Genomic DNA, 23,780 nt, shown 5'->3' on the forward strand with positions numbered 1-23,780 from the left:
GACAGAGACTTCACTCACGCTTGTCGCGAGTGACCTCTGGGAACGAAGCGGGTTGTCGTCCGTCCGCGGCCGCGAGCAATCGGACGGCGAGTGCCTCGACGCGGGCGGCGATGTCGTCGCGAACCAGACGCATGCGCTCGATCCCGTCGATACCGCGTTCCGACGGTTCGTCGGTGTTCCAGTTCTCCACGACGACAGTGGCGGGCGCGTCGACGCGGGCTTCGCTGCCCAGAGTGACGACCAGGTCCACCTCGCTGAGGAGGTGCGGATCGATCGGCTTGGGGTGTTCACCGTCGGTCGGTGCACCGACCTCGTCGAGTACTTGCACCGACAGGGCGTTGAGGGACGATCCGGGGGCCGTTCCGGCCGAATGGACGGCCACGCGGTTACCGGCGGACTTACGCATGAGCGCGGCGGCCATCTGGGATTTGCCGCCGTTCTTCACGCAGACGAACAGCACCGAAGGAGTTGACACGGTGGATGGCCCTTTCCGGTGAGGCCCATTTGACGCATTGTATCGACAAGCGTCAATATAGACGTATGTCGAATCAGCTGTCGAGTGGGGTCGCGCCTTGCTGCCCCTCGATCGGGCGTGAGCCGTTGTCCGCCGAGCGGGCGGCCGACCTCAGCCGGGTGTTCAGAGCCCTCGGCGATCCGGTGCGCTTGCGAATGCTCAGCATTGTCGCGGGTCACCGGGGTGGCGAGGCATGTGTCTGCGACATCAGCCCCGCATTCGATCTGGCGCAGCCCACCATCTCGCACCACCTCAAAGTGCTGCGCGAAGCCGGGTTGCTCGATTGCGAGCGCCGCGGCACCTGGGTGTACTACCGAGTCGTCCCCGCTGCTCTCGAAGAACTGTCCGCGGTGCTGGCCATCGAATCCGGGGTACTACCCGCCTCGTACTGTGCCCCGAGCGCAACTTCCCAGGAGACACTCTCGTGACCGCCACTACCGGCCGTCCGCCGGTCGTCGGCAAGATGTCGACCCTCGACAGATTCTTGCCCGTCTGGATCGGCGTCGCCATGGTCGCCGGTCTCCTCCTGGGCCGCATGATCCCCGGACTCGGAGATGCGCTGAGTGTCATCGAGATCGACGGCATCTCATTGCCGATCGCGCTGGGTCTGCTGATCATGATGTATCCGGTGCTGGCGAAGGTCCGCTACGACCGTCTCGACACCGTCACCGGCGACCGCAAGCTGCTGATCTCGTCATTGGTCCTCAACTGGGTGCTCGGCCCGGCCCTGATGTTCGCACTTGCGTGGCTACTGCTCCCGGATCTACCCGAGTACCGCACGGGCTTGATCATCGTCGGACTGGCGCGGTGTATCGCGATGGTGATCATCTGGAACGACCTCGCCTGCGGTGATCGTGAGGCCGCGGCAGTGCTGGTCGCGATCAACTCCGTCTTCCAGGTGGTCATGTTCGCCGTACTCGGCTGGTTCTACCTGTCGGTGCTGCCCGGGTGGCTCGGACTCGAGCAGACCACTCTCGATGTCTCGCCGTGGCAGATCGCCAAATCGGTATTGATCTTCCTCGGCATCCCACTGGTCGCCGGTTTCCTGACGCGACACTTCGGCGAGAAGGCCAAGGGCCGCGCATGGTACGAGGACACCTTCATCCCGAAGATCGGCCCGTGGGCGCTGTACGGCCTTCTGTTCACGATCGTGATTCTGTTTGCGCTCCAAGGCGATCGGATCACGTCGCAGCCCTGGGATGTCGGGCGGATCGCATTGCCGCTGCTGGCGTACTTCGCTCTCATGTGGGGCGGTGGCTACCTGTTCGGTGCCGCCGTGGGCCTGGGCTACGAGCGCACCACGACCCTGGCGTTCACCGCCGCCGGAAACAACTTCGAGCTGGCGATCGCAGTGGCGATCGCGACGTTCGGCGTCACCTCGGGGCAGGCCCTGGCCGGAGTAGTGGGCCCATTGATCGAGGTGCCCGTACTTGTTGCGCTCGTGTACGTCTCGCTTGCCCTGCGGAAGCGGTTCGCCCGAGCGTCCACCTCCACCGCCTCCTGAGCGGCAAGGGAATCGGCAGTTCACCGAGCCCCGTCCTCCCGGATATCCACCCGGGAGGACGGGGGTTGAGGTGTCAGCAGCACGAAGTCGATTGCTCCGCAGCGGTGCGGTTGTCGCCGTCGGGCTCGGTAGCGGCAGACGAGGCGGCCGTCCCGCAACACGCTGCCCCACCGGAGTTTTCGTCCGCGAGCAGCGTGGGGCTCGTGCCGAAGGTGTCGCTGTCCGCGAGCACGGTGTAGACCTCCCACTTCTCTCCGTCCGGAGCGGTGGCCCACACCTTGTCCTGCGTGGCGAAACAGCACGTCGTGCCGATCTCCTCGTCGGTGAACAACCCGGCGTCGGTGAGCCTGGCGATCTCCTCGTGCACCTTCTCGCTGGATTCGACCTCGACGCCCAGGTGATTGAGCGAGCCGCCCTTGCCGGGATTCTCGAGGAGCACCAACTTGAGAGGCGGTTCCGACAGCGCGAAGTTCGCGTAACCCGGCTTGAGCTTGTTCGGTTCGGCACCGAACAACTTCGAATAGAACGCAACGGCCTCGGACAAGTCGTCGACGTTGAGGGCTAGCTGAGCGCGGGACATGAGAACCTCCACGTGTGAGACATACATCGAATTAGAGAGTTCCAGTGTGGTCCACCTTTTTGACATATGTCAAGGAGGTCGGCAGAATAGTCACATGCCCAAGGCTTTGCCCGTCGTCGACATCACCACACCGATTTGCTGCGACCCGGTGGCCGCCGCCCCGATGAGCGCCGACGCTGCACTCGAAGTGGCACTCCGCCTCAAAGCCTTGGCCGATCCGACCCGCATCCAGCTGATGTCGATCCTGCTAACGGACCCCGCCGGCGAAGTCTGCACATGCGACCTCGCCACGGCGGTCGACCTGTCGGAATCCACCGTCAGTCACCATCTCGGGCAGCTGCGCAAGGCGGGGATGGTGGAATCCACCCGCAACGGAATGAACGTCCACCACCGCGTACGAACGGACGCGCTCGAAGCGCTGCGCGTCGTACTGGATCCGAACTGCTGCACCTGACGCCGCCGAATGCCCAATCGGGGTCGTTACAGGAGGGTCCGCTTATACCCGACTGCTCGGCACGGCTCGTGCTCCACGGGCGGAGTGACGAACTCGAAGACCGGAGGTCCCGGCCTTACATGTTCTGCCGGCCTCAGCCCACCTCCCGGCGAATTCGAGGGAGGACCTCGGTGCCCAGAAGTTCGATGCTGCGAAGCACCTCCGCCTGCGACATGCCACCGACATCCATCTGCAGGATCCGACGATCGTTTCCGAGAAGGCTGTGTAGGTGGAGGATTCGGCTCGCAACCTCGTCGGGACCACCCGCGAAGACCATGCCCCCGGCTCGACGTCGTGCTCTCGTCCGGGTCGCACCATGAACCAGGATCGACCGCGGCGAGCCGACGCCGAACGCAACCGGCGCGCCATCATCTGCGCAGCCGCCTCAGTGTTCACCGAGCAGGGAACCGACGTAACCCTCGAACACATTGCGGACGTTGCCGGTGTCGGCGTGGGGGACGATCTACCGCAGGTTCTCATCGGCGCAGGAACTCGCCGCCGTCGTACTCGAAGAGAAGATGCGGCATTATGCGGACCGCACCGAAGAGGCCGCGGAGCAGGCGTTGACGCAGCCGTGGAAGGCTTCCGCGACTACGTGCTGTTCATGCTCGAACAGCACGCCAACGGTGGCCTGCGTGGCACGCATCGGGATGCGCCTATGGAATGGAAACGCCTCGGCGAGTGAATGCTTCAGGCCTTTCACGAAGCACTGCCGGGCACCGCGGTCGCAGAACTACCGTTCAATCGACGTGCGGGTGGCAGTTCGAGGCAGAATGCGGTGTGGCGACCGCGTGGTTGCAGTGTTGCGTCGCATAGCGGGAGAGTGCGCGATGGAGAGGCTGGTGGATTCGGCAAAGGCTGCAGTTGCCCACGTACGTGCGTTGGCTGTGGGGGAGAGCATCAGCGGGTCGATGCGGGTCACGATGCATTTTCATCCGGATGCTCCGTACCGTGGGCGGTCGACGCTGTCCGCAATTGCCCATCGTGGCGCCTATCTTTCACAGTTCGAGACGAACACTGGCAATGGTGGACTCACGGCGTTCGAAGGCGGTGATCGGTGGCGGTGGGAAAGCCGGATGTTCGGCGGTGTCTACGACTCACGCCCGGCGTCGGATCGTCCCAAATACGGTTCCCTCGACCGTCGGTGCGACGGCTACGGGGGTTCGCCGCGGTTCGGGTCGTCGTACTTCGTGCTGGCTGAACACACTCTCGAGCGCACTACGTTCTGCTTTCCCGACAGCGTGCACGAACCACACTTGTTCGGGACCGCGCAGACATCGAGCCATTTGATGGAGGCCGCTGCGGTTGCCGAGTTCGACGATCCGCTCGACCACTACATCGAGGCCCATGTGCACGGGCCCATCAACATCGAATGTGATGTCGAGGCACTCGTTCTGGACCCGAGCTACCGAGGCACTCGGTTCGAGGACGTCGCAAGGACGATGCCCTGCGCTGTTCTGTGGCACGCCGGCTACAGACTCGCGATAGAGCAGGTCGAGTCTCATCCGGAGTACCGAGGGAATGCGGTGGTCGAGGTGGCTCGCTCGGTCGCCCGGCAAGAGTGGATCACGCCGTATTCGCTCGGACCAGCTCGGGTAGGGAGTGTCGATCCACAAGATCTGAAGAAGGTGTGGCATTACGTCGCCCGGTACGGCCGGGCAGCACCTGCACCGTGACCCACCCGGCAGTTCAAGGCGGGGCAAGTTCCCCAGCCGACAATTGCGCACGAGCGCCGGCGACCGGGCGCGCCCGTCGAGAAATTTTTCGATTCGTTGGGAACCTTTCGTACGCGCCGCGTCTCTTATCTGCGTCATCCCCAGACGTCGAAAGAGAGCACCAGCATGGCTACCGAGTCGTTCTTCGGAAACACCGCTTCGAACAGCACCGACCGCGCAGCGTCGGAGTCCACCGCCAGCGATCGTGCAGATTCGTCGTACGAATCGCAGGCGTCGCACGACAACGACTCCTCGTTCGGATCGTCGTCGGCGGCGCAGTCGGGGTCGACGAGCTACGAGTCGTACGAACGCTACGAGCGTTACGACTCGTCCGGGTCGTCGAACTCGGACTCGTCCCACGGCTCGGCGAGCAGCTCGGGCTCTACCGAATCGCTGGGATCGTCGTCCTCGGCTTCGGATCGGGCGGATCGTGCGGCTTCGGAAAACGCGCAGTCTTCCTCCGCTTCGACCTCCGCGACCTCGGCGCCCCCGACGCCCGCGGTCGCCGGTGAGAGCGAGCCTGTCGTGCTCGACGAGTACACGCTCGAGGACGGCACCCACGTCACCGATATCGACATGGACGGAGACGGACAGGTCGATCTGTCCGCGTTCGATTTCGACGGGGACGGACAGATCGATGCGGTGGTCGCCGATACCGACGGTGACGGGGTAGCAGACCTGATCCAAATGGATACCAACGGTGACGGCCAGGTCGACAGCGCTGCCGGAGATTTCGATGGTGACGGCCTGCTGGATGTCGCCGTGTACGACCAGGACGGCGACGGACTGGTCGACGCAGTAGTGGACCTGCATTCCGGCGCGGTCGATTACGACGGCGACGGCGTTGCCGACGACTACGTCGACGTCTCCACCTACGGAACCGATGCCGGCTCCGTCGATGCCGACATGGTCTGAGCTCGTCCGACTGTTGTGCCACTGCAAGTTCGGAGGACGATGTTGGAGAGTAGGTGGATGCGATGAATCCCCGGGTGGACGAGCAGATCGACGAGTTGGTCGCCGCGGCCGATGTTGCCGCGGACGGACCCGAGCGGGCCGAGGCAGTGGCCCGACTGGCTGCGCTCGGCGTCGAGCGACTGGTCGCCGACACCGGTTCCAGGTTCGACCCGAACATCCATCGGGCGGTGGCGGTGGTGCCGGTGTCCACGCCCGGACAGGAAAACCTGATCGCCGCCACGGTACGGCCGGGCTGGCGCCACGGCGGACGGATACTGCGGTATGTCGAGGTGCGGGTACAGGTTCCGCCGTCTCGCTGCCCGGAGCCGGGGGCGTCGTGATATCGCACATCGCGCAGTCCGCGCCGAGCCCCGCGGCGGCTACTTCCGGCGAGGTGCAGGCAACACGGTCGTCGGGCCGCATCGTGTTCGAGGGGAGGATGTTCCGATGAGCTGGGTTCTGGCGGTCGATTTCGGAACGTCCAATACGTCTGCGGCGCACCGCATCGGCCCGGACAGGGTCGAATCGCTGCCGCTCACCCACGCCGGCAACCTGATGCCGTCGTCGGTGTATGTCGACGGCCCCCACTCGATCACGACCGGGGACGTGGCGATCAACCAGGCCACCGTGGATCCTTCCGGCTTCATCATCGCGCCGAAGATGCACGTCGCGGCGGGATGGCTACTCGTGCGCGGCCAAGACATCGCCGTCGCTGCGACAATCGCGGCGGTACTGCGCACCGTGTACGGCCAAGCCCTCCAACGTCACAACAATCAACCACCGTCCGAGGTGGTGCTCACACACCCCGAAGCCTGGTCGCAGCGCGAACTCGCGGTGCTTCGTGAGGCCGCTTCGCTCGCCGGTCTCGGTGGGGCGGTGTCCCTGATCTCCGAGCCACGGGCGGCGGCGTTCTACTACTCGCGTCAGCACGACGCGAAGATCGTCAAAGGCTCGACCATCGCGGTGTTCGACTTCGGCGGTGGGACACTGGACATCGCGGTGCTCACCGCAACCAGCCAATGGACCTTCGAAGTGATCCGTGCCGGAGGGGACAACTCCCTGGGCGGGAAGAACATCGATGCGACGATCGCTCGCTGGGTCGAGGATCGATTGCGCGACGACGACCCCGATCTGATGGCATGGTTGCGCAGCCCGGCCGGGCTCGACACCCGGCGCACTCTCGACGACCAGATCCGCCGGGCGAAGGAACTGCTGTCCGAGCATCCCTCGGCAACGATCCGGGTCACCGGCAACGGTGCCGACATGGTGTTCACGCTCACCCGTGACGAATTCGAGCAGATGATCGAACCGCAGATCACCCGCGGCGTGCGACTTGCCGCACAGGTATTGCGCGAGGCAGGTGTAGATCGTTCGACGCTGCAAGCGCTCTATCTGACCGGCGGATCGTCGCGCATACCCTACGTCCACCGGCGTCTGTCTGAACTCGGCCCGATCGCGACCCTCGACGACCCGAAGACGGTGGTGGCCAAAGGCGCAGCCGGATTTGTTGCCGGAGGACGCGGCACAGAACCGTCGGCCGTACTGGACACAGAGGTCTTGCGACCGAGACCGGGTCGGCCGGCAGAGCAGGCCGTGGCGTCCCGATCGCTCGACCCAGGAACCGTCGCCGACACCGGCACCGGCGAACGGTCGGCGAAGTCCCGCACGCCGCTGGTGGTTGCCGGTGTGGTGCTCGCGGGGATCGTCGCAGCGGGCGTGGTCTTCACCTTCGCGAACGGCGGAGATTCCGGCACACCCGCCTCCGCAGCGGCCGCTTTGGAGCAATCCCCTGCACCAGGCGACACAGCGGTTTCCGACGGTAGGTTACCCGCGGCCACAGCGGATTCGGACTACCGCAGTGATGCCACCGACGACGTGCTCGTGCTGCTGCCGACGAAACTGCTCACTTCTTCCACCGCCTGCGAGAAATCCGGCTTCTCGGGTGAAGGAGCACTTCAGGTGCGGTGCCTGATCAATCCCGATTCGACGCTCGGCAAGGCAGTCGGAATGCAGCGCCAAGACTACTATTCGGTCACCGCCTGGCGTGACGACCAGTACGCACGATCGATGTTCATCCGCCTTCGAGACGCGAAGGACGGGCACACCACTGCCGTGTCGCCCGACGGCAGCCGGATCGTCGACTACGACGAGGCGGAAACCGACGTCAGCTTCACCTTCATCGACAAGTCGACGGGACTGAACGTGCGCTTCTCGATGGACGAAGTAGACCAGGGTTCATCCCTACTGGCCGAACTCGGTTGGGACGTGTGAGCGCTCCTCCATCCGCCGCCTTCTTCTGATTTTCCGTACTCACAAGGAGTTGTTCTCCCATGCCTATTTCCCGCACGCCGCGCGCCGTCCTGGCGCTGGCAGCAGTCGCCACTGTGACAGTGGCCGGATGCACTTCCGGTACCGACGCCGACAGTCAGATCGACAATTCCGCGACCAGCACCGAGACGGCCGGTGGGGCACTCGACCTGAATTCACTGGACACAGGTGACTACAACACCGAACCGCGTGATTTCGTGGCCGAAGGACAGTTTGCCGGGGACTTCGGGCCCGCCGTCGAAGGCCAACGACTGGCCGAGTTCGTCGTCCATCCCCACGATGTCGACCCGACACTCGTCGCCGGCGGAGTCCGGAACGGGGTCAGCGTGGGGGGCGTCGGCTCGTTCTTACAGGCCGGTGCCGACGACACCATCGTGCAGTACGGCTTGATCAGCGGTTTCCACAGCTTCCGCGACAACCCCGAGCAGACCCGGGAATTGGGCATCGCGGTGTGGCGTTTCCCCAGCGAGGCCGACGCCGCCGGAGCTGCCGAGGCCCTGTACCTCAATGCCCTCGATCCGGAAGACAGCGCGTTTTCCAGCGGGCCGCAGACGCCGCTCACACTGGATGGACTGCCCGGCACCTATGCGACCACCCACCTGTGGGAGACCGGTACCGAGGACGTCGGAACATTCACTCCCCAAGGGATGTTCGTGATCTCCACCTACGCCCGTGACGCCGACGCGGATACCGCGTGGCTCACCAGCACAACCGAGACGGCCGTACAGCAACAGATGGCGTTGCTCGATCGGTTTCCCCCCACCCCGACGGAGGAGATCGAGAGACTACCGGTGGATGTGGACAAGGTTCTTGCCCGCTCGGTCGGGTTCGTCGAGAGCGAGAACTCCCGCAACTCCGACTCCGCGGTCTACGGCCCGGATGGGTTCTTGCACTTCACGATCGACCCTGTGGCGACGCAGAAGATCTTCGACACCGCCGGTGTCGACCGCGTCGCCGTGCACAACTCCAATGTGTACCGCGCCGGCAGCAATGCTGCGGCTGAGGAATTGCGCGACGGTATCGCGGAGATCTTCCTCGGCGAGTACCCCGACCTGATCGAAGACACGTCGATCACGCAGGAGTTGCCCGGAACCACTTGCTGGTCGGGCGACACGACGCAGGGTCGGGTGGCGTTCTGCTTGATGGTCCACGACCGCTACATGGCCGAGCTGTCCGGCCATCGGCCGATCGGGAACACCGATCCGGACAAGGACACCCTGCGCACTGTGCCGCAGCGTCTCGGCGCGCAGTACACCAAGTTCGTCCGCGCCGACGAAGTAGGGCTGGGCAAGAACTGAACGAGGTTGAGCTCGCCGGGCGGCCGGGGTGCGCTCTGTGCCGGCGCCCGCGGCCCGTTCCAGCCACTGCCGTATCGACGCCTTGACGACATCCGAGCCGGCCGATCGGCGTGCCCGATCGGCAAGGAATCTCGGGCGCTGTCGATCTGGCCTTCCATGCCTCGCGCTTGACTGACGGCAACAGGTAGGTTACTGCCCGGACAGATGGGGGCCGTCATGAAGGAAGCCGAACTGATCGAGCGTTGCCGGGCAGGTGACCAGGCCGCGTTCGCTGCACTGATCGCACCGTCCCGGACGCGGGTGTGGGCGGTGTGCGTGCAGGTCACCGGCAACCGGCACGACGCCGAAGATGCGTTGCAGGACACGCTCATCGCCGCGTGGCAGAACCTCGACAAGTTCCGCGGCACCGCCCAGTTCTCCTCCTGGCTGTACCGCATCGCGAGCAATGCGGCACTGGCGATCGTGCGCAAGCGCCGTGAGCTCCCCGTCGACGAGACCGGCCTCGCGGAGCGCGCCGCCGGTCCCGCGCTGGCGGACGGCGTTGTCGACGCCGACGCGGTCCGGCGCGCGCTGGCGCAGTTACCCGAGCAATTTCGGGTCGCGGTCGTGCTGCGTGAGTATGCGCAGCTGACCTACGCCGAGATCGCCGAACATCAAGATGTCGGGGTGGCGACGATCAAGAGCCGAATCAGCCGGGGGCGCATGCAGCTCGTCGGACTGCTGGATCCGTCGCGGCTCGATCCTGCGGACCTCGTTCCCTGATCGCTCCGCTCGGATCGACGGGAACATTGCGGGCTCTGCACCCATCCAAGTGGATGAAGGTGCACGATGGTGGGTGCAGACCCGGAAGAAGGAAGTGGCTATGGCAACCGGAGAGACCGATCCGCTACCCCCGTTGGGGGAGCTGCTCGGCATCGACGTGCTCGCGGGCCTCCCGGAGCTGCCGGAGCAGTCGTGGGACCAGATGCTCGACGTCGCCACCGACCCCGCCACGGCGGCAGTCGGCGGGGTTCTGATCCCGGTCGACGAGCCCGATGACCTCGACCTCGACCTCCATGTTTTCACGGCCGACGATCTCGGAGCCGCTCCCGGCACCGAGGGCGGGGCCACCGATGCTGATGTCGACATCGCCCCCAGCGACTTCGCGGAACTCGACGAACCCGAGCTTCCCGATCCTGCGGCCGGCACCGACAGCGGCGACGCCGGTCCGGATCTGTAAACCCGGCTCGCGTCATTGCCCGCGAGCAACCACCGTGTAGGCCTGGGTCAGTGCCGCCAGCGCCGCGTCTTCACCCGCCGAACGGGTGCTCAGCGTCTGGGCCTGCACCGCTACCAAGCGCTCCCGCGCTACAGCTCGAAGACGGTCGGGAGGGGAAGCCGGGTCGCACCCGAGGGACTCGGCGATTGTGGTTCCCCTCAGCACCTGCGTCAGCTCCTCCACCACCGGCGCAGCCGGGTCGGTTTGCAGTAGCGAGCGCAGCGCACGGAGCAGACCCACCGGCGTCAGAGCCGGGTCGGTGCGCAGCGCCGACACGATCTGGCGGATCGAATCCCGAGCGGGATGGGTATATGCCAGTGAGTCCAGTTCGGACACGATCCTGCCGGCGCGGTGCAACACCGCAAACCGCCGCACCGACTGGTCCAGCACGGACCGCAACGGACCGATCCCGGAGACCGAAGACAGCCACTCGTTGACCTGGTGTGCCCCTCCGGCCGTGTGGCCGCGGGCGTGCACCACCCCGTACTCACCGATCAGCTCGAGCAATCGCCACACCACATCTCGCGGCACCGGCAGCGCACCCGGGTCGGCATCGAGCAGATCGAACAACTCGAGCGGCGCGAAGGGGTCGAGCGCTGCCAGTGCCCGGGCATCTGCGTCGGTGAACGCGCCGGTGTGCGCGGTCTGAGCCAACAGCCCGGCTACCGGCACCACGGTCCCGACCGTGCCGGACAGCCGCCGCGCCAGCACACCCGCGTGTTCGGCGGCGTGCCCGAGCGGATCACGCCTACCCAGAACGCCCCGGCCGAATCCGTCTGCGCGGGAAAGCACTCCGAGCGTGTTCAACGGTGTGAACCCCAAGCGTTGCAGGAAGTCCACCTCGTCGGTGCGGGGCATCGAGTCGAACAAGAACACGGCCGCATCGGCGTCCACCGACGCCGAGCGGGTTTGCTCGAATCCGTCGATCAGCGCCCGCTCGGTCGCGGCGGCGTTGGCGACCGTCAGCGTCGCCAGGCCAGGGGTGTCGACGAGGGTGATGCGTGCAAGCGCGTGAGAGGGCAGATAGCGCTGCACGTAAGCCACCTCGGCCGTAGGGACACCCACGTCCACGGTCGCGCCGAGCGACAGCGGCACGGGCCGTCGGTCACCGTCGAGCAACACGACCTCCGCCCGGGAGGGCGCGCCGTTCTCGTAGACGGTGACCACGTTGGTGGCTTCGAGGGCCGCGGTCTCTGCGACCGGTGCCCCGATCAGCGCGTTGACCAGGGTCGATTTGCCGGCTTTGAGCCGACCTGTCACCACGACCCGCGGCGGCGACCACAGAATCGCACCGATGCGGTTGGCGTGTCCGACCAGATCTCCGCCGAGAGACGCGAGCTGGTGCAACGCACCGTCGATGCGGTGATGGACCGGATCGACAGCACCGGCCGCAGCGGGGCGGTGGGAGGTACTCATGCGGCAGCTCCCGCCGCCGTTGCGGCTGCCAGAGCGGTTTCGACGGGGGTGATTCTGCCGCGAGTGATGCGCAGGTTCTTCTCCAGCCGTTCGACATTCGCCGTGCGTGTGGCCGCGTCGACCTGAGCGGAACGCTTGGCTTCTTCGATCCGGCTCTGCAACTCCGTGATCCGGTCCTGGAGACAACGGCGACGCCGCAGCACGATCTCGGGGCGAGTCGTTGCCATCGCGGCCTCGAGCATCCGCGTTGTGGCGGTGCGCGCTGTCGCGATAGTCTCGCGCAACCAGGTGAGCAGGTTCGTCTTGCCGGCCCGCATCGCTTTGAATCCGAGGTTGACCGCTACCCACGCCACCCCGGCGATCGCACCGGCTCCGATCGCCGCACCGAGCATCGTGGTGCCGATCATGCCCATGGTCAGCACACTCGGATCCAGCAAGCCCTGCCGTTTGGAAGCGACCTCACCGACCGTGAGCGGCTCGGCCTGCAGTGCGGTGACCGTGATCTCGCGGATACGCTCCCACTCCTCACCATCCTCGAACAGCCCGGCGACGATCTGTTCGAGATCGTCGAGAAACACCTCCGCCGTGACGGACATCGCGGCGAGTAGATCCGCCTGGATGCGCGCTGTGAACACCTGGGGTGAACGGCGCAGCACCTCCATGGACGATTTGTTGATCCGCGTCGTCCACGATTCGCGGACCTCGGCGAGAGCCTCGTCGAGCCGGGCCACCGCACGTTGACGCGCAAGTGTCAAATCCCGCTGCAGATGCTGTTCCCATTGCTGCACTTCGTCTTTGAGCCCGCGAAGGCGCTCCACCTCGGCCGTCAGATCGGGGAGAGCCTTTTCTCCGTCGCGGGCTACGGTGAGATCCTCTTCGATGGTGCGCTCGACCTGGCGCAAACCTTCCAGCACGGTGCGCAGCGCGTCGGTCACCGGCCACCGCTGCGCTGCGGCCAGACGTTCGTCGAGTAGGGACCACAATTCCGGAAGCCCCGAACAGGCCAGAGCGCGGTCACGGGCTGGCGAGGGGCGCAACTGGTAGGCAGCCAACGCCCGTACGCTCGAAACGGCGACAACCGGGATGTCCCGCCCGACATGTGCAGTGATCGCCCTTCGGTTCTCCGCAACGACCTCACGCCAGCGAGTGAGGTTCTTGTCGGTCTTGGTGACCACCACGACGACGTTCTCGACGCCTGACGCACTCTCCCGCAGAAACCGCATCTCCGGTTCGGTGAGGGGTGTCGACGCGTCGCATACCAAGACCAATACCGCTGCCTTGTCGACCGATTGGGCCGCCATTGCCGCATGCCGCGGATCGAGACCTCCGGTGCCGGGGGTGTCGACGACGGCGACCTCGGCCAGGCGAGGTGATGCGACCGGCACGATCGCGGCGATCGGCAACGCCTCGACCGATGGGTCCCGCACCTTCCGGCCACCGGTGACAGTCCAGTCCGCGAGCTCGGACCGGTCGATGCGACGTCGCGCATCCGCGAACACCAATTCGGCGGTCCCCTCCGGGAACTCGTCGTCCGCAGCGACGAACCGGATCGCCACGGCGGTCGAGTTCTCCACGTCGTCGACCGAGGTACCGTCGCGGCCGATCAATGCACTGACGAGCAGGCTCTTCCCGCGTTTGATCTCTCCCACCACGACCACCGCATGGGACCGGGAGTCGCCGGACAGTTTCTGTTCGGCGCGCGCCGCCACTGCGTCGAGTTTGTAGGCGCGCAGGACTTTGCATGCACCGTCGATCACCTCAGCCGGAGACGGATTAGCAGACACGGACCAGGAGACTACCTATGAACGGACATTTCGGTCACCCGAGAAGCCATCATGTGTCTCCCAACCCGGAAAGAGTTCGGGCCGTAAGGCCCCGACGACACCGCGGCGGGGAAGATGTCGCCGTGCAGTCCAAAATGACGCGTGCCGACGGCACGTGAAAACTGGTTCTGGCCCACTTTCCGTGACGGCTTCTGGGTGTCAGTGGCTGAGCAGAATTCGTTTGCGGAGCAGATCGAAACCGGCACGACCATACGTCTGCGTCTGCCGTTCGAGCATCTCGATACGGTTGACGTGACCTTCGACGGCGCGGGAACTGTAGGGTGAGGGTGAGTCCGTTTCGGGGTGCATCACGGTCGGTTTCCGGGCCACGAACGAAGCGGTGCAGCAGGGGCAGATCATCCGCCCTGACCGCGGCCATCCAGGAATTGAGACTTTCGCCGCCGGAGCGGCGAGTAGTTCGGTGACATCGGCAGCGCGGTAGAACCGCCTGACCGTGTTGCGTGCCAGGCTTGGCTCCCGGCAGATCGCCGAAATGGGTAGTCCTTGGAGCTTGAGGGCAGATACGTCCGCGAAACGACACTCCGTGCGTTCGGCGAGGCGCGCGTTCTTCTGGCGTACCGCGATCATTTCGTCTGCGGCCTGCTGTTGCTCCTCAATATTGGTCCGATTGACGCCCGGCTCCGGGGCGATCGTAGATCGCAAACAATGGTGATGAGTAGCAACGGTTTTCTCCACCGCCTCGGCCGGGTTGTGCAATAGATGCCAGCGGTCGGCGACCTCGATCGGCTCCGGTGCACCGGCACGAACCGTCTCGGCGTAAGCGCCGGCGCGATCGCGGCAGATCACCCGAGCGCCTGGATGCGTCGTCAGCCACTCGGTCACAGTGTCGGCTCGCCGATCCGGTAGGACATCGACAGGTCGATGGGTGCTCATGTCGACCAGTCCTCGGGGGTGAAGCGCCCGCAGGATCGCCACTGCCTTAGCCGAGCACGGTGTCCAGTCCATGCGACTGCGCGGTGTCGTGGCCACAGGCCATCCAGTCAGTGCGTGGCTTCAGCCACGAAGTGCAAGGACCGCGCGACGTCGACCAGGGCCTGCTCGACGTCCGGCGGGTCCACCGACTTGGCGGCGACGAACATGCCGTCGAAGAAGGCCACCGCCAAGGGCGCGATTCGGTCCGCGACGCGAGCAGCCCGTTCCTCACCGTAGCTGGCATACCCCAACCGAAGGTTGGTGCGCACGGTCTCCAGAGCCATCCGCCGGACCCCTGCCACCTGGTCGGCGATGGCCGGTTCATCCTCCGCATGCAGTAGGAAGTCCAGGTAGAGAGTCAGGAAACCGGGGTTGTCCACGGCGGCACCGATACTGCGGCGCAATACCCGCTCGAGCGCCTCCCGGGGGTCTACTGCACCGTTGTCCGGCGCGTCGGCGGAGATGCTGGCGAAGAACGCCTCGGCACCGCGCTCCATGACTGCTGCGAGCACCCCTGCCTTGGAGTTGAAGTGCCAGTAGATGCTGCTCGACGGCACCCCCGACTCACGGATCAGTTCAGCCATGCTCGTGGCCCGGTAACCGCGGCGGGACATGAGTTCCTCAGCGGCGCGCAGGACGTCGTCGCGGGATTGCTCGCCGCGGATCTCGGTACGGTTTCGTCCGGCCATAGCCCCGGAGTCTAGGCCGCTGCGCACTCCCTTCCCGACTCGCTCGTCCGCCTCGCAGCATTGCATGAATCCCGACTGACTGGAATGATCCATCCAGAAGTGGTTCCGATCACAGAGGATAAAGAATTTCGAATGACCAGACCCGAGCACACCGGCTACGACGCAGACGTCGCGATCGTCGGCTACGGACCGAGCGGCGTGATCGCCGCCACCTACCTGGGCATGGCGGGGATCTCCACCGTCGTCCTGGAGAAGGATAAAGACCTCTACAGCCGCGCCCGCGCCGTCACCGTCAACGACTGGACGCTTCGGATCTTTCAGGAGTTCGGAGTCGCCGAACGCGTCAAGCAGGATATGGACCCGGCCCGAGGCATGACCTGGAAGACCTACACCGGCCAGACGGTCTTCCACCTCGACGTCTACCCTGGCGAGCTCGGACAGCCGGCGGCCATGATGATCTACCAGCCCGACATGGAACAGGAGCTGCGGAACAACTGCGCGCAGCACGAGTCGCTCGACCTCCGATTCGGCCACGCCTTCACCAAACTGTCCCAGGACTCCGAGGGCGTGACGCTCATCGCAACCGACGCCGCCGACAACCCCTACGACTTGCGGGTCAAGTACGTCATCGGTGCCGACGGAGGTAGCAGCCGGGTCCGCGAGGCCGCGGGCTACTCTCTGGTCGGCGATACCAAGCCACGCCGTTGGCTGGTTATCGACGGCGCGGTACGCAAGCCCTGGCCCGGGCATGACGAGCTGGTCTTCTGGTCCGACCAGACCTGGCCGGTCGTGGACATCCCGCTGGCCAAGGGCAACCACCGCTGGGAGATTCCGCTCAACGACGGCGAGCGGGACGACGACTACGAGTCCGAGGAACGAGTCTGGGAGCGCCTGGCACCGCTGGGCATCACCGAGGAGAACGTGACCATCAAGGGATGGGCGTTCTACAGCCACCACGTGCGACATCTCGAGAAGTGGCGCGCCGGGCGCGTCGTGATGATCGGTGACGCCGCCCACCTGATGCCGCCGTGGGCCGGCCAGGGCATGCAGTCCGGGATCCGCGACGCGCAGAACATCGCGTGGAAGATCGAAGCGCTCGTGCACGGCCGGGTCGGGGAGGACATCCTCGACACCGTCCAGTCCGAGCGGTGGATGCACGTCAAGGAGATGACCGACATCTCCCTGCGGCTGGGCCGATTCATCGAGATGGAGAAGGGCTGGGCGGTCGGCCTGAGGAACTGGCTGGCCCCGAAGCTGCAGAACGTGAAGCTGGTCATCGAGGCACTGCGTCCCAAGAACGAGACCAACCGTTTCGTCGACGGATGGGCCACCGGCCGAACCGGTCGGCGCAGCGCCGTCGGGCGGATGATCCCGCAGCCCCAGGTCACCGACGCCTCCGGCACGACCGGTCTGCTGGACGATTTGGCCGGGCGCGGGTTCCTGGTATTCGGCCTGGGGACGAACCCCCGGCACGCAATGTCCCCGACCCAGGCTCAGGCCTGGAGTGCTCTGGGCGCCCGGTTCCTGACCGTTCACCCCGCCACCGACACCGCCACCGACCCCGACTCCCTGGTGGACCACACGGGGTTGCTCGGCGACTGGGCAGCGAAGTTCGACGCCCGAGTGCTCGTGGTCCGACCCGACCGCCTCGTCGCGGCCACCGACGCCACCGGCCTCGACGTCCCCGCCCCCCGCGGCAACCTCAAGGAGAAGTGACATGAACACGATCACCACCCGCGACGTCCAGGCTGAGGCCTGGCGACTCAACGTCCTGGAAGCCGGCGACACCGAGGCGCCCGCGATCCTGTGGCTGCACGGCTCCGGACCGGGTGTCAGCGCCCGTTCGAACTGGGCCGAGCTCGTCGAGACCATGCCCGACTACCATCACATCGCCCCGGACGTCCTCGGTTTCGCCGACTCCGAGCACCCCGAGGACCTGCCCGCCGGTGTCGGCGCCTCCTCTGTGACTCGGGTCGATTCCCTCTTCGCTCTGCTGGACGCCCTGGACGTCCACAAGACGCACGTGGTCGGCAACTCGCTGGGCGGGATGCTCGCGATGCTGATGCTCCAGCGCAAGCCCGAGCGGTTCGACCGAGTCATCCTGATGGGCAGCGCCGGGGCACCGCTGCCGCCGAGCGAGAACCTCATCAAGATGGTGCTCTACTACACCAACGAGTCACCCGACGCCATGGAGAACCTACTCCAGCACTTCATGCACGACACGTCGTCTTTCGGAGACACCCTGCGCGAGGTGGCCAAGGAGCGGGCCGAGTTCGCCGCCCGGTCCGACATCCGCCGCTCGCACGAGCGGACATTCACCCCCGAGCCCACCCCGCTGTTCTTCACCGCCGAGCAACTCGGCGAGGTCGACCACGAGGTCCTCGTCGTGCACGGCCGCGAGGACTCGATCATCAGCGTCGACGCCTCGTATTACTACGCCAAGCACCTGCCCAACGCCCAGCTGCACGTACTGCCGCACGCCGGCCACTGGGTCCAGATCGAGCAGGCCTCCCGGTTCCGGGCGCTGGCCGAACTCTTCCTGTCCGAGGGCGCCTCTGCGACCGGGGGGCAGGCATGACAGACGTCTTCGGTTCCGTCCACCTGGGCTACCTGGTGGTCGAGTCACGCAGGATGAGCGAGTGGCAGCGATTCGGCCGCGACGCCATCGGCATGCACATCGACGTGCTGAGCCCCGACGTGACCCGCTTCCGACTGGACGACCGTGAATGCCGGTTCCTGATCCAGAAGGGCGACCGGGAAGACGTGACCGCCCTCGGCTGGCAGGTCGACGACCACGAAACCTTCGACGTGATCCTGGGCCGAGTGGTCAAGGCCGGCATCCCGATCACCGAGGGCACTCCCGAGGAGTGCGCGTTGCGCGGCGTGGAGCGACTGTGGCGCTTCGCCGGCCCCAAAGGCATTGCCACCGAGATCTTCACGACGCCACGGACCACCAGCAAGCCCCTGACGATGCTCAACTCGGCGTTCGTGACCGGTGCCAGCGGCATGGGACACGTGGCCATCGCATCCAAGGACGCCATGCAGATGCACGGCTACTACTCCGAGGTGTTCGACGCCCGTCTCACCGACTTCATCGAGGAACGAGTAGGGCCGATCTCCCTGCGGATCCGGTTCCTGCGAGTGAACGAGCGCCACCACTCGATCGCCCTCGCCAACGTCAAGGGTCTGGCCGTCAACCCCATCCCCTCCGACGTCCAGCACGTCAACATCCAGGTTGCCGAACTCGACGACATGGTCGGCGCCTTCGAACGGGTTACCGCCGAGGGCTTCAAGATGATGTGGGCGGTGGGCCAGCACACCAATGACCGGGAACTCTCCTTCTACTGCGTCACCCCATCGGGGTTCGAGCTGGAGGTGGGCTGGAACCCGGTCCTGATCACCCCGGAGGTCGAGGCCACCTGGGAGCCGTCCACCTACCAGGGCATCTCGATCTGGGGCCACACCCCGGTCGGCGAGACCGTGCTGCACAAGATGAACATGTTCCGCACCATGGTCCGCTCGAAGATGCAGCAGGAGATGACCGTCCCGGCGCTGAGCCCTCTGGAGGGCATCCCCAGGTGAGCACCTGACGCACGAACGGCGCCGGCCGACAAAAGGGTCAGATCCTCGGCTCGGTTTCGACCAACTGCCCTTCATGCACCATGGTGAGGTCGACCAGATCGACATTCACGCGGTGGCCGTGTCTCGCGGGCGAATCCGCCGACGAGGACGAGGACCGCGTTACACGATCATCCGGGACTCAACTCACAGCCCGTTATCAATCGGGGGCCGTTTAGGACATACAGGTGGGATTTATGACAAGTGTGGGACATGTAGTTCCGGAAATGGCCAACTAGATCCGGAACGTACAGAAGAAGATCAGCCTCGCGCCATATCCACGAACCGCGACAGGTGCAGCTGGTGGGCCACGGTGATCGTCGCCGTCGGACCGTTACGGTGCTTACCGACGATCAGGTCCGCTTCGCCGCCGCGCGGGTCGTCGCGCTCGAATGCGTCGGGGCGGTGCAGCAGGATGACCATGTCGGCGTCCTGCTCGAGCGATCCCGACTCGCGGAGGTCGGAGACCATCGGCTTCTTGTCGGTGCGCTGTTCGGGACCACGGTTGAGCTGACAGATCGCGATGACGGGAACTTCGAGTTCCTTCGCGAGAAGCTTGAGGCTACGCGAGAATTCGGAGACTTCCTGCTGTCGCGACTCGACCTTCTTTCCGGATGTCATCAGCTGCAGGTAGTCGACGACGATGAGGCGGATGTCGTGTTTCTGCTTGAGCCGCCGCGCTTTTGCGCGGATCTCCATCATCGTCAGGTTCGGTGAATCGTCGATGTAGAGCGGTGCTTCACTGATCTCGCTCATGCGCCGCGCGAGGCGAGTCCAGTCGTCGTCGGTCATGCGACCCGAGCGCATGTCGCCGAGCTTGATCTTCGCCTCTGCGGAGAGCAGGCGCATGACGATCTCCGTCTTTCCCATCTCGAGGGAGAAGATCACAGATGCCATGCCGTGCTTGATCGAGCACGACCGCATGAAGTCCATGCCGAGAGTCGAGTTGTGGGTGGGGATCATCGCCCGGCCCGCGAGGTACATGTGATCGCCCTCGACCTCAACGCAGCGCACGGGCACCGACGGGACCGGGCGCACGGCGACGATGCTCCGCTCGCGTACGACGGTCTGCCGGCATTCCTTGTGGCGCACTGCCTTGCTCGGCAGCACGAATACATCGTCGTCGGCGCAGAACGAGACCACACCGTCGTCGACCGTGCATGCGTACCCGAGGCTCGTCACGAGTTCGGCGAGGTCGTCGGCGAGACGCTCGGTCGGGAATCGGATGGTGCCGTCGTCGTCGACGCGGCCTCCGGCGTCGAGAAGTCCGGCAAGAAGGTCGCGGCGCTGCTCGATCGACCCGCGTCGGTACTCGATGGGGATGTGGGCACCGAGCGACATCAGTTCTTCGGTGAACCCGCCCTCGCCCTCGACACGCATGTTCACTTCTGCGTCGGACGGCGGTCCGCCGAGCCACGCACCGAGCGTGAACGGCGCGACAGGCAACTCGGCCGGGGGGAGCGAGAGGGGCTCGGTGTGGGGGACGGTGTGCCCGGCGTCGACGGTCGTGGCGAGTTCGCCGGTGGTGCGCACCACGCCGTCCGAGGTGCGCCACTGGTGCTGTTCGTCGGCGACGAGGACCGTGCCGTCCGAAAATACGACGTCGAAGCAGGGACGGTCGTGCATGACCTCGGTGGCCGCGACGACACGGGTAGGAGTGCCGTCGGGGGCGAGCAGTTCGTCGCCGACGCGCACTTCGCCCATGGTGGTCCATCCACTGGGCGTGGGGAGCGGGGTGTCGAGCGCCAGCGCCTTGCCGACACCGGGGCGGGCGGCGACGATGATCATCTGGCCCGGGTGCAGACCGTTGGTGAGTTCGTCGAGTTCGGCGAAACCGGTGGGCACGCCGAGCGAGATACCGCCGCGGCTGGCGATGGAATCGATTTCGTCCATCGTGGGCTGCAGCAGTTCTTCGAGAGCCACGAAGTCTTCGGTGGTGCGTCGTTCGGAGACGTCGAAGATCTCGGCCTGCGCACGGTCGACGACTTCGGCGACGTCCTGACCGTCGGAGCCTGCGTAGCCGTACTGGACGATGCGGGTGCCCGCCTCGACGAGCCGCCTCAGGATGGCCTTCTCCGCGACGATCTCCGCGTAGAAACCGGCGTTCGCGGCGGTGGGCACCGTCTGAGTGAGGGTGACGAGATATGCGGGCCCGCCGATGCGCTTGAGCTCGCCGCGGCGATCGAGTTCTGCCGACACGGTGACCGGGTCGGCGGGCTCGCCGCGGCTGTAGAGGTCGAGGATCGAGTCGTAGATGGCCTGGTGCGCGGGACGGTAGAAATCTCCGGGGCGCAGAACCTCGAGAACGTCGGCGATTGCGTCCTTGCTCAGCAGCATGCCGCCGATGACGGACTGTTCGGCGACCATGTCCTGGGGAGGCTGGCGACCGAAATCGCCGCCGGGCTCTTCGTCGGAAGGCCCCGGATAGTCGGAATGGCCACGATCGTCCACAACAGCCAACGTGATGCCGCCTTCCGTTCCAATACCGTCGCCCGGTGGTTCGCCGGCCGTTTCCCGTACCGACTCCCGGTGAGCGCCACCGGAATCAATCCACGTTCTACCTGTCCCCACCGACACCGCGTAGGGACGCGCGACGCCCCCCCCCGAGGGGAGAGTTGCGCGCTCGACGTTAGGGACGATTCCTGACGCGACCAAATCGGGTTGTGCACACAGTTGGGGATAAATTGTGGAATCAGGTGGACAGGGTTGTGCACCTGATGTGGATAACCTGGGGAGGATGCATCTCACATTCCATAACGGTGCAGGTTATCCGGGGAAAATCACTGTTCACACCTGTGGAAGAACACTTTTTCGGCGTGTCGCGGTAACAAGCACGCCCGGGCGTGTTCATCAGTTCGTTCCCGAAACGATATGACCCCGATCACAAGGCTGGATTTACCCACAGCCGTAATCCACAGGTTGTGCACAGACGCCGAGGAGCCCCGCGCAACGATCGCGCGGGGCTCCTCGAACCGGAAATCAGGCGCTCACGACGTCCAGCGTGAACTTCGCGACGACGTCCGGGTGCAGCTTCACGACGACCTGGTGCTTGCCGGTCGCCTTGATGTGAGCCTTGGGCAGCTCGACGACACGCTTGTCGACAACCGGGCCACCGGCAGCCTTGAGCGCGCCGGCAACGTCGGCAGCGGTAACCGAGCCGAACAGCTTGCCCGAGTCGCCGGCGGTCTTGACGCTCAGCGAGACGCTCTCGAGGCCCTCGATGGCGGCCTTGAGCTCGCGGGCGTGCTCGAGGCCACGCACTGCGCGGGCTTCCTGCGCACGGCGGATGCCCTCGACCTGCTTCTCGGCGCCACGGGTGGCAACGATCGCCAGGCCGCGGGGCAGCAGGTAGTTGCGACCGTAGCCGTCCTTGACCTCAACGGTGTCGCCAGGCGCACCGAGGTTGTCCACATCGGCGGTGAGGATGAGCTTCATCGTGTTCCCTCCCTTTCCTAGCGAGCCGTCGAGACGTAAGGCAGCAGAGCGACCTCACGGGAGTTCTTGACAGCAACAGCGATGTCGCGCTGGTGCTGCACGCAGTTGCCGGTGACGCGGCGAGCGCGGATCTTGCCGCGATCGCTGACGTACTTACGCAGCAGCGTTGTGTCCTTGTAATCGATCTGCGTGTTCTTTTCCTTGCAGAAAGTGCAGACCTTCTTCTTCAAAACCTTCTCGCGCGCGGGCGACTTAGGCATGGTCTTTCTCCGTACTTCTGGATGTTCCGATCGAAGGTCGGATCAGAACGGGGGCTCGTCGTCCCCGGAACCGCCGAACGAACCGGCCTGCGGAGCATTGCCCCACGGGTCGTCGCCGCCGACGTTCGCGTTGGAACTAGGGCGTGAACCGCCTGATCCGCCGGAAGAACCACCGAAGCCGCCTCCGCCGCCACCGCGACCGGCCTTGTTGACCTTGGCGGTTGCATAACGGAGCGAGGGGCCGATCTCGTCGACCTCGAGCTCCACGACAGTGCGCTTTTCGCCTTCACGCGTTTCGTAGCTGCGCTGCTTGAGCCGGCCCTGCACGATTACGCGCGAGCCCCGGGTCAAGCTTTCAGCCACGTTCTCCGCTGCCTCGCGCCAGATGTTGCAGCGCATGAACAGAGCGTCGCCGTCTTTCCATTCGTTGGACTGACGGTCGAAGATACGGGGAGTGGACGCGACGGTGAAGTTCGCGACCGCAGCTCCCGCCGGGGTGAAACGCAGCTCGGGATCGGCGGTCAGATTGCCGACCACGGTGATGACGGTGTCGCCTGCCATGTGGTTCCTCCTGCTGTGTGTGGAGACCTGATGCGCCAGAGCCTACGGCCAGGCGCCGACAGGCTCACTTGCCGTGGCGCAGAACCTTGGTGCGAAGCACCGACTCGTTCAGACCGAGCTGGCGATCCAGCTCTGCAACCGTGGCGGGCGTCGCGCTGATGTCGATGACCGCGTAGATGCCTTCGCTCTGCTTCGCGATCTCGAATGCGAGACGACGCTTACCCCACACGTCGACCTTGTCGACCTTGCCGCCTTCTTGGCGAACAACATTGAGGAACGTATCCAGCGAGGGAGCAACAGTGCGCTCATCCAGGCTGGGGTCCAGGATGATCATCAATTCGTAATGACGCATAAGACCTCATCACCTCCTATGGACTGTGAACGGTCACGGACGATCCGTG

Annotated in this window: 24 protein-coding genes; 13 read left to right on the forward strand and 11 right to left on the reverse strand. The window is 65.3% G+C overall.

Going from position 1 to position 23,780, the window contains the following annotated elements:
* Positions 1–10: 10 nt before the first annotated feature.
* Complete coding sequence (locus RDCOP1_RS12415) at positions 11–475, reverse strand: arsenate-mycothiol transferase ArsC (RefSeq protein ID WP_072700945.1); 465 nt, start codon at positions 473–475, stop codon at positions 11–13.
* A gap of 65 nt (positions 476–540) precedes the next feature.
* Between RDCOP1_RS12415 and RDCOP1_RS12420 the strand changes: the two genes are divergently transcribed.
* The gene (locus RDCOP1_RS12420) at positions 541–942 is read left to right on the forward strand and encodes an ArsR/SmtB family transcription factor (protein ID WP_072700947.1); all 402 of its coding nucleotides are present in this window, start codon (positions 541–543) and stop codon (positions 940–942) included.
* Positions 943–977: 35 nt separating this feature from the next.
* Complete coding sequence (gene arsB, locus RDCOP1_RS12425) at positions 978–2,018, forward strand: ACR3 family arsenite efflux transporter (protein ID WP_174555812.1); 1,041 nt, start codon at positions 978–980, stop codon at positions 2,016–2,018.
* A gap of 73 nt (positions 2,019–2,091) precedes the next feature.
* Here the strand turns inward: arsB and RDCOP1_RS12430 are convergent, their stop codons facing one another.
* Positions 2,092–2,598 carry an ArsI/CadI family heavy metal resistance metalloenzyme gene (locus RDCOP1_RS12430; protein WP_072701448.1) on the reverse strand — a complete coding sequence of 169 codons (507 nt, stop codon included), beginning with the start codon at positions 2,596–2,598 and terminating at the stop codon, positions 2,092–2,094.
* Positions 2,599–2,692: 94 nt separating this feature from the next.
* Here RDCOP1_RS12430 and RDCOP1_RS12435 point away from each other — a divergent pair, with 94 nt between their 5' ends.
* From RDCOP1_RS12435 to RDCOP1_RS12480, 8 genes are all read left to right on the forward strand, one after another.
* Positions 2,693–3,052 carry an Rv2640c family ArsR-like transcriptional regulator gene (locus RDCOP1_RS12435; RefSeq protein WP_072700952.1) on the forward strand — a complete coding sequence of 120 codons (360 nt, stop codon included), beginning with the start codon at positions 2,693–2,695 and terminating at the stop codon, positions 3,050–3,052.
* A gap of 881 nt (positions 3,053–3,933) precedes the next feature.
* On the forward strand, positions 3,934–4,767 hold the full coding sequence (locus RDCOP1_RS12450) for a DUF3626 domain-containing protein (RefSeq protein WP_231922866.1): 834 nt from the start codon (positions 3,934–3,936) through the stop codon (positions 4,765–4,767).
* Positions 4,768–4,932: 165 nt separating this feature from the next.
* Positions 4,933–5,721 carry a hypothetical protein gene (locus RDCOP1_RS12455; RefSeq protein WP_072700958.1) on the forward strand — a complete coding sequence of 263 codons (789 nt, stop codon included), beginning with the start codon at positions 4,933–4,935 and terminating at the stop codon, positions 5,719–5,721.
* Between the two features lie 62 nt (positions 5,722–5,783).
* Positions 5,784–6,101, forward strand: coding sequence for a nucleotide exchange factor GrpE (locus RDCOP1_RS12460; protein WP_072700960.1), 318 nt, complete (start codon positions 5,784–5,786; stop codon positions 6,099–6,101).
* A gap of 106 nt (positions 6,102–6,207) precedes the next feature.
* Complete coding sequence (locus RDCOP1_RS12465) at positions 6,208–8,031, forward strand: Hsp70 family protein (RefSeq protein ID WP_072700962.1); 1,824 nt, start codon at positions 6,208–6,210, stop codon at positions 8,029–8,031.
* Positions 8,032–8,090: 59 nt separating this feature from the next.
* A complete protein-coding gene (locus RDCOP1_RS12470) occupies positions 8,091–9,386 on the forward strand; it encodes a DUF7373 family lipoprotein (RefSeq protein ID WP_072700965.1) in 1,296 nt (431 codons plus the stop codon).
* A gap of 216 nt (positions 9,387–9,602) precedes the next feature.
* Positions 9,603–10,148 (forward strand): RNA polymerase sigma factor, encoded by a 546-nt coding sequence (locus RDCOP1_RS12475; protein WP_072701450.1) that lies wholly within the window; start codon positions 9,603–9,605, stop codon positions 10,146–10,148.
* 100 nt (positions 10,149–10,248) lie between these two features.
* Positions 10,249–10,605, forward strand: coding sequence for a hypothetical protein (locus tag RDCOP1_RS12480; protein ID WP_143152195.1), 357 nt, complete (start codon positions 10,249–10,251; stop codon positions 10,603–10,605).
* 12 nt (positions 10,606–10,617) lie between these two features.
* On the opposite strand, the gene RDCOP1_RS12485 is transcribed toward RDCOP1_RS12480, so the two are convergent.
* From RDCOP1_RS12485 to RDCOP1_RS12500, 4 genes are all read right to left on the reverse strand, one after another.
* Positions 10,618–12,060, reverse strand: a complete 1,443-nt coding sequence (locus RDCOP1_RS12485; protein ID WP_072700969.1) for a GTPase — start codon at positions 12,058–12,060, stop codon at positions 10,618–10,620.
* On the reverse strand, positions 12,057–13,844 hold the full coding sequence (locus tag RDCOP1_RS12490) for a dynamin family protein (RefSeq protein WP_072700971.1): 1,788 nt from the start codon (positions 13,842–13,844) through the stop codon (positions 12,057–12,059). The genes RDCOP1_RS12485 and RDCOP1_RS12490 overlap by 4 nt, the downstream gene beginning before the upstream one ends.
* 198 nt (positions 13,845–14,042) lie before the next feature.
* Positions 14,043–14,849 carry a transposase gene (locus tag RDCOP1_RS22020; RefSeq protein WP_084722592.1) on the reverse strand — a complete coding sequence of 269 codons (807 nt, stop codon included), beginning with the start codon at positions 14,847–14,849 and terminating at the stop codon, positions 14,043–14,045.
* A 35-nt stretch (positions 14,850–14,884) separates the two neighbouring features.
* A complete protein-coding gene (locus RDCOP1_RS12500) occupies positions 14,885–15,505 on the reverse strand; it encodes a TetR/AcrR family transcriptional regulator (protein WP_072700975.1) in 621 nt (206 codons plus the stop codon).
* Between the two features lie 132 nt (positions 15,506–15,637).
* Here RDCOP1_RS12500 and RDCOP1_RS12505 point away from each other — a divergent pair, with 132 nt between their 5' ends.
* Genes RDCOP1_RS12505 through RDCOP1_RS12515 form a run of 3 tightly spaced genes read left to right on the forward strand, consistent with a single transcriptional unit; the run spans position 15,638 to position 19,087 of the window.
* Complete coding sequence (locus RDCOP1_RS12505; RefSeq protein ID WP_072700977.1) at positions 15,638–17,221, forward strand: bifunctional 3-(3-hydroxy-phenyl)propionate/3-hydroxycinnamic acid hydroxylase; 1,584 nt, start codon at positions 15,638–15,640, stop codon at positions 17,219–17,221.
* Between the two features lies 1 nt (position 17,222).
* Positions 17,223–18,083: an alpha/beta fold hydrolase gene (locus RDCOP1_RS12510; protein ID WP_072700979.1), complete on the forward strand. Its 861-nt coding sequence runs from the start codon at positions 17,223–17,225 to the stop codon at positions 18,081–18,083.
* Positions 18,080–19,087 (forward strand): VOC family protein, encoded by a 1,008-nt coding sequence (locus tag RDCOP1_RS12515; RefSeq protein WP_072700981.1) that lies wholly within the window; start codon positions 18,080–18,082, stop codon positions 19,085–19,087. Before RDCOP1_RS12510 ends, RDCOP1_RS12515 begins: the two co-directional genes overlap by 4 nt.
* A 297-nt stretch (positions 19,088–19,384) precedes the next feature.
* Here RDCOP1_RS12515 and dnaB read toward each other — a convergent pair whose 3' ends face one another.
* The 5 genes from dnaB to rpsF all read right to left on the reverse strand — a co-directional run bounded on the left by dnaB (position 19,385) and on the right by rpsF (position 23,731).
* Positions 19,385–21,583: a replicative DNA helicase gene (dnaB, locus tag RDCOP1_RS12520; protein ID WP_174555807.1), complete on the reverse strand. Its 2,199-nt coding sequence runs from the start codon at positions 21,581–21,583 to the stop codon at positions 19,385–19,387.
* 519 nt (positions 21,584–22,102) lie between these two features.
* Positions 22,103–22,558 (reverse strand): 50S ribosomal protein L9, encoded by a 456-nt coding sequence (gene rplI, locus RDCOP1_RS12525; protein ID WP_072700985.1) that lies wholly within the window; start codon positions 22,556–22,558, stop codon positions 22,103–22,105.
* A gap of 17 nt (positions 22,559–22,575) precedes the next feature.
* Entirely contained in the window at positions 22,576–22,818 is a 243-nt protein-coding gene (gene rpsR, locus RDCOP1_RS12530; RefSeq protein ID WP_072700987.1) for a 30S ribosomal protein S18, read from the reverse strand.
* Positions 22,819–22,860: 42 nt separating this feature from the next.
* Positions 22,861–23,379, reverse strand: coding sequence for a single-stranded DNA-binding protein (locus RDCOP1_RS12535; RefSeq protein WP_072700989.1), 519 nt, complete (start codon positions 23,377–23,379; stop codon positions 22,861–22,863).
* Positions 23,380–23,443: 64 nt separating this feature from the next.
* Positions 23,444–23,731: a 30S ribosomal protein S6 gene (rpsF, locus tag RDCOP1_RS12540; RefSeq protein WP_072700991.1), complete on the reverse strand. Its 288-nt coding sequence runs from the start codon at positions 23,729–23,731 to the stop codon at positions 23,444–23,446.
* Between the last annotated feature and the right edge of the window lie 49 nt (positions 23,732–23,780).

It is taken from the genome of Rhodococcus coprophilus NBRC 100603 (genome assembly GCF_001895045.1).
Taxonomy (GTDB): Bacteria; Actinomycetota; Actinomycetes; order Mycobacteriales; family Mycobacteriaceae; genus Rhodococcus; species Rhodococcus coprophilus.

What these genes read in the sequence shown, in the direction of transcription:
- RDCOP1_RS12420 (WP_072700947.1), top strand. Translation starts at nt 541, where the DNA reads ATGTCGAATCAGCTGTCGAGTGGGGTCGCGCCTTGCTGCCCCTCGATC.
- arsB (WP_174555812.1), top strand. Translation starts at nt 978, where the DNA reads ATGTCGACCCTCGACAGATTCTTGCCCGTCTGGATCGGCGTCGCCATG.
- RDCOP1_RS12430 (WP_072701448.1), bottom strand. Translation starts at nt 2,598, where the DNA reads ATGTCCCGCGCTCAGCTAGCCCTCAACGTCGACGACTTGTCCGAGGCC.
- RDCOP1_RS12435 (WP_072700952.1), top strand. Translation starts at nt 2,693, where the DNA reads ATGCCCAAGGCTTTGCCCGTCGTCGACATCACCACACCGATTTGCTGC.
- RDCOP1_RS12455 (WP_072700958.1), top strand. Translation starts at nt 4,933, where the DNA reads ATGGCTACCGAGTCGTTCTTCGGAAACACCGCTTCGAACAGCACCGAC.
- RDCOP1_RS12460 (WP_072700960.1), top strand. Translation starts at nt 5,784, where the DNA reads ATGAATCCCCGGGTGGACGAGCAGATCGACGAGTTGGTCGCCGCGGCC.
- RDCOP1_RS12465 (WP_072700962.1), top strand. Translation starts at nt 6,208, where the DNA reads ATGAGCTGGGTTCTGGCGGTCGATTTCGGAACGTCCAATACGTCTGCG.
- RDCOP1_RS12470 (WP_072700965.1), top strand. Translation starts at nt 8,091, where the DNA reads ATGCCTATTTCCCGCACGCCGCGCGCCGTCCTGGCGCTGGCAGCAGTC.
- RDCOP1_RS12475 (WP_072701450.1), top strand. Translation starts at nt 9,603, where the DNA reads ATGAAGGAAGCCGAACTGATCGAGCGTTGCCGGGCAGGTGACCAGGCC.
- RDCOP1_RS12480 (WP_143152195.1), top strand. Translation starts at nt 10,249, where the DNA reads ATGGCAACCGGAGAGACCGATCCGCTACCCCCGTTGGGGGAGCTGCTC.
- RDCOP1_RS12485 (WP_072700969.1), bottom strand. Translation starts at nt 12,060, where the DNA reads ATGAGTACCTCCCACCGCCCCGCTGCGGCCGGTGCTGTCGATCCGGTC.
- RDCOP1_RS22020 (WP_084722592.1), bottom strand. Translation starts at nt 14,849, where the DNA reads ATGGACTGGACACCGTGCTCGGCTAAGGCAGTGGCGATCCTGCGGGCG.
- RDCOP1_RS12500 (WP_072700975.1), bottom strand. Translation starts at nt 15,505, where the DNA reads ATGGCCGGACGAAACCGTACCGAGATCCGCGGCGAGCAATCCCGCGAC.
- RDCOP1_RS12505 (WP_072700977.1), top strand. Translation starts at nt 15,638, where the DNA reads ATGACCAGACCCGAGCACACCGGCTACGACGCAGACGTCGCGATCGTC.
- RDCOP1_RS12510 (WP_072700979.1), top strand. Translation starts at nt 17,223, where the DNA reads ATGAACACGATCACCACCCGCGACGTCCAGGCTGAGGCCTGGCGACTC.
- RDCOP1_RS12515 (WP_072700981.1), top strand. Translation starts at nt 18,080, where the DNA reads ATGACAGACGTCTTCGGTTCCGTCCACCTGGGCTACCTGGTGGTCGAG.
- rplI (WP_072700985.1), bottom strand. Translation starts at nt 22,558, where the DNA reads ATGAAGCTCATCCTCACCGCCGATGTGGACAACCTCGGTGCGCCTGGC.
- rpsR (WP_072700987.1), bottom strand. Translation starts at nt 22,818, where the DNA reads ATGCCTAAGTCGCCCGCGCGCGAGAAGGTTTTGAAGAAGAAGGTCTGC.
- RDCOP1_RS12535 (WP_072700989.1), bottom strand. Translation starts at nt 23,379, where the DNA reads ATGGCAGGCGACACCGTCATCACCGTGGTCGGCAATCTGACCGCCGAT.
- rpsF (WP_072700991.1), bottom strand. Translation starts at nt 23,731, where the DNA reads ATGCGTCATTACGAATTGATGATCATCCTGGACCCCAGCCTGGATGAG.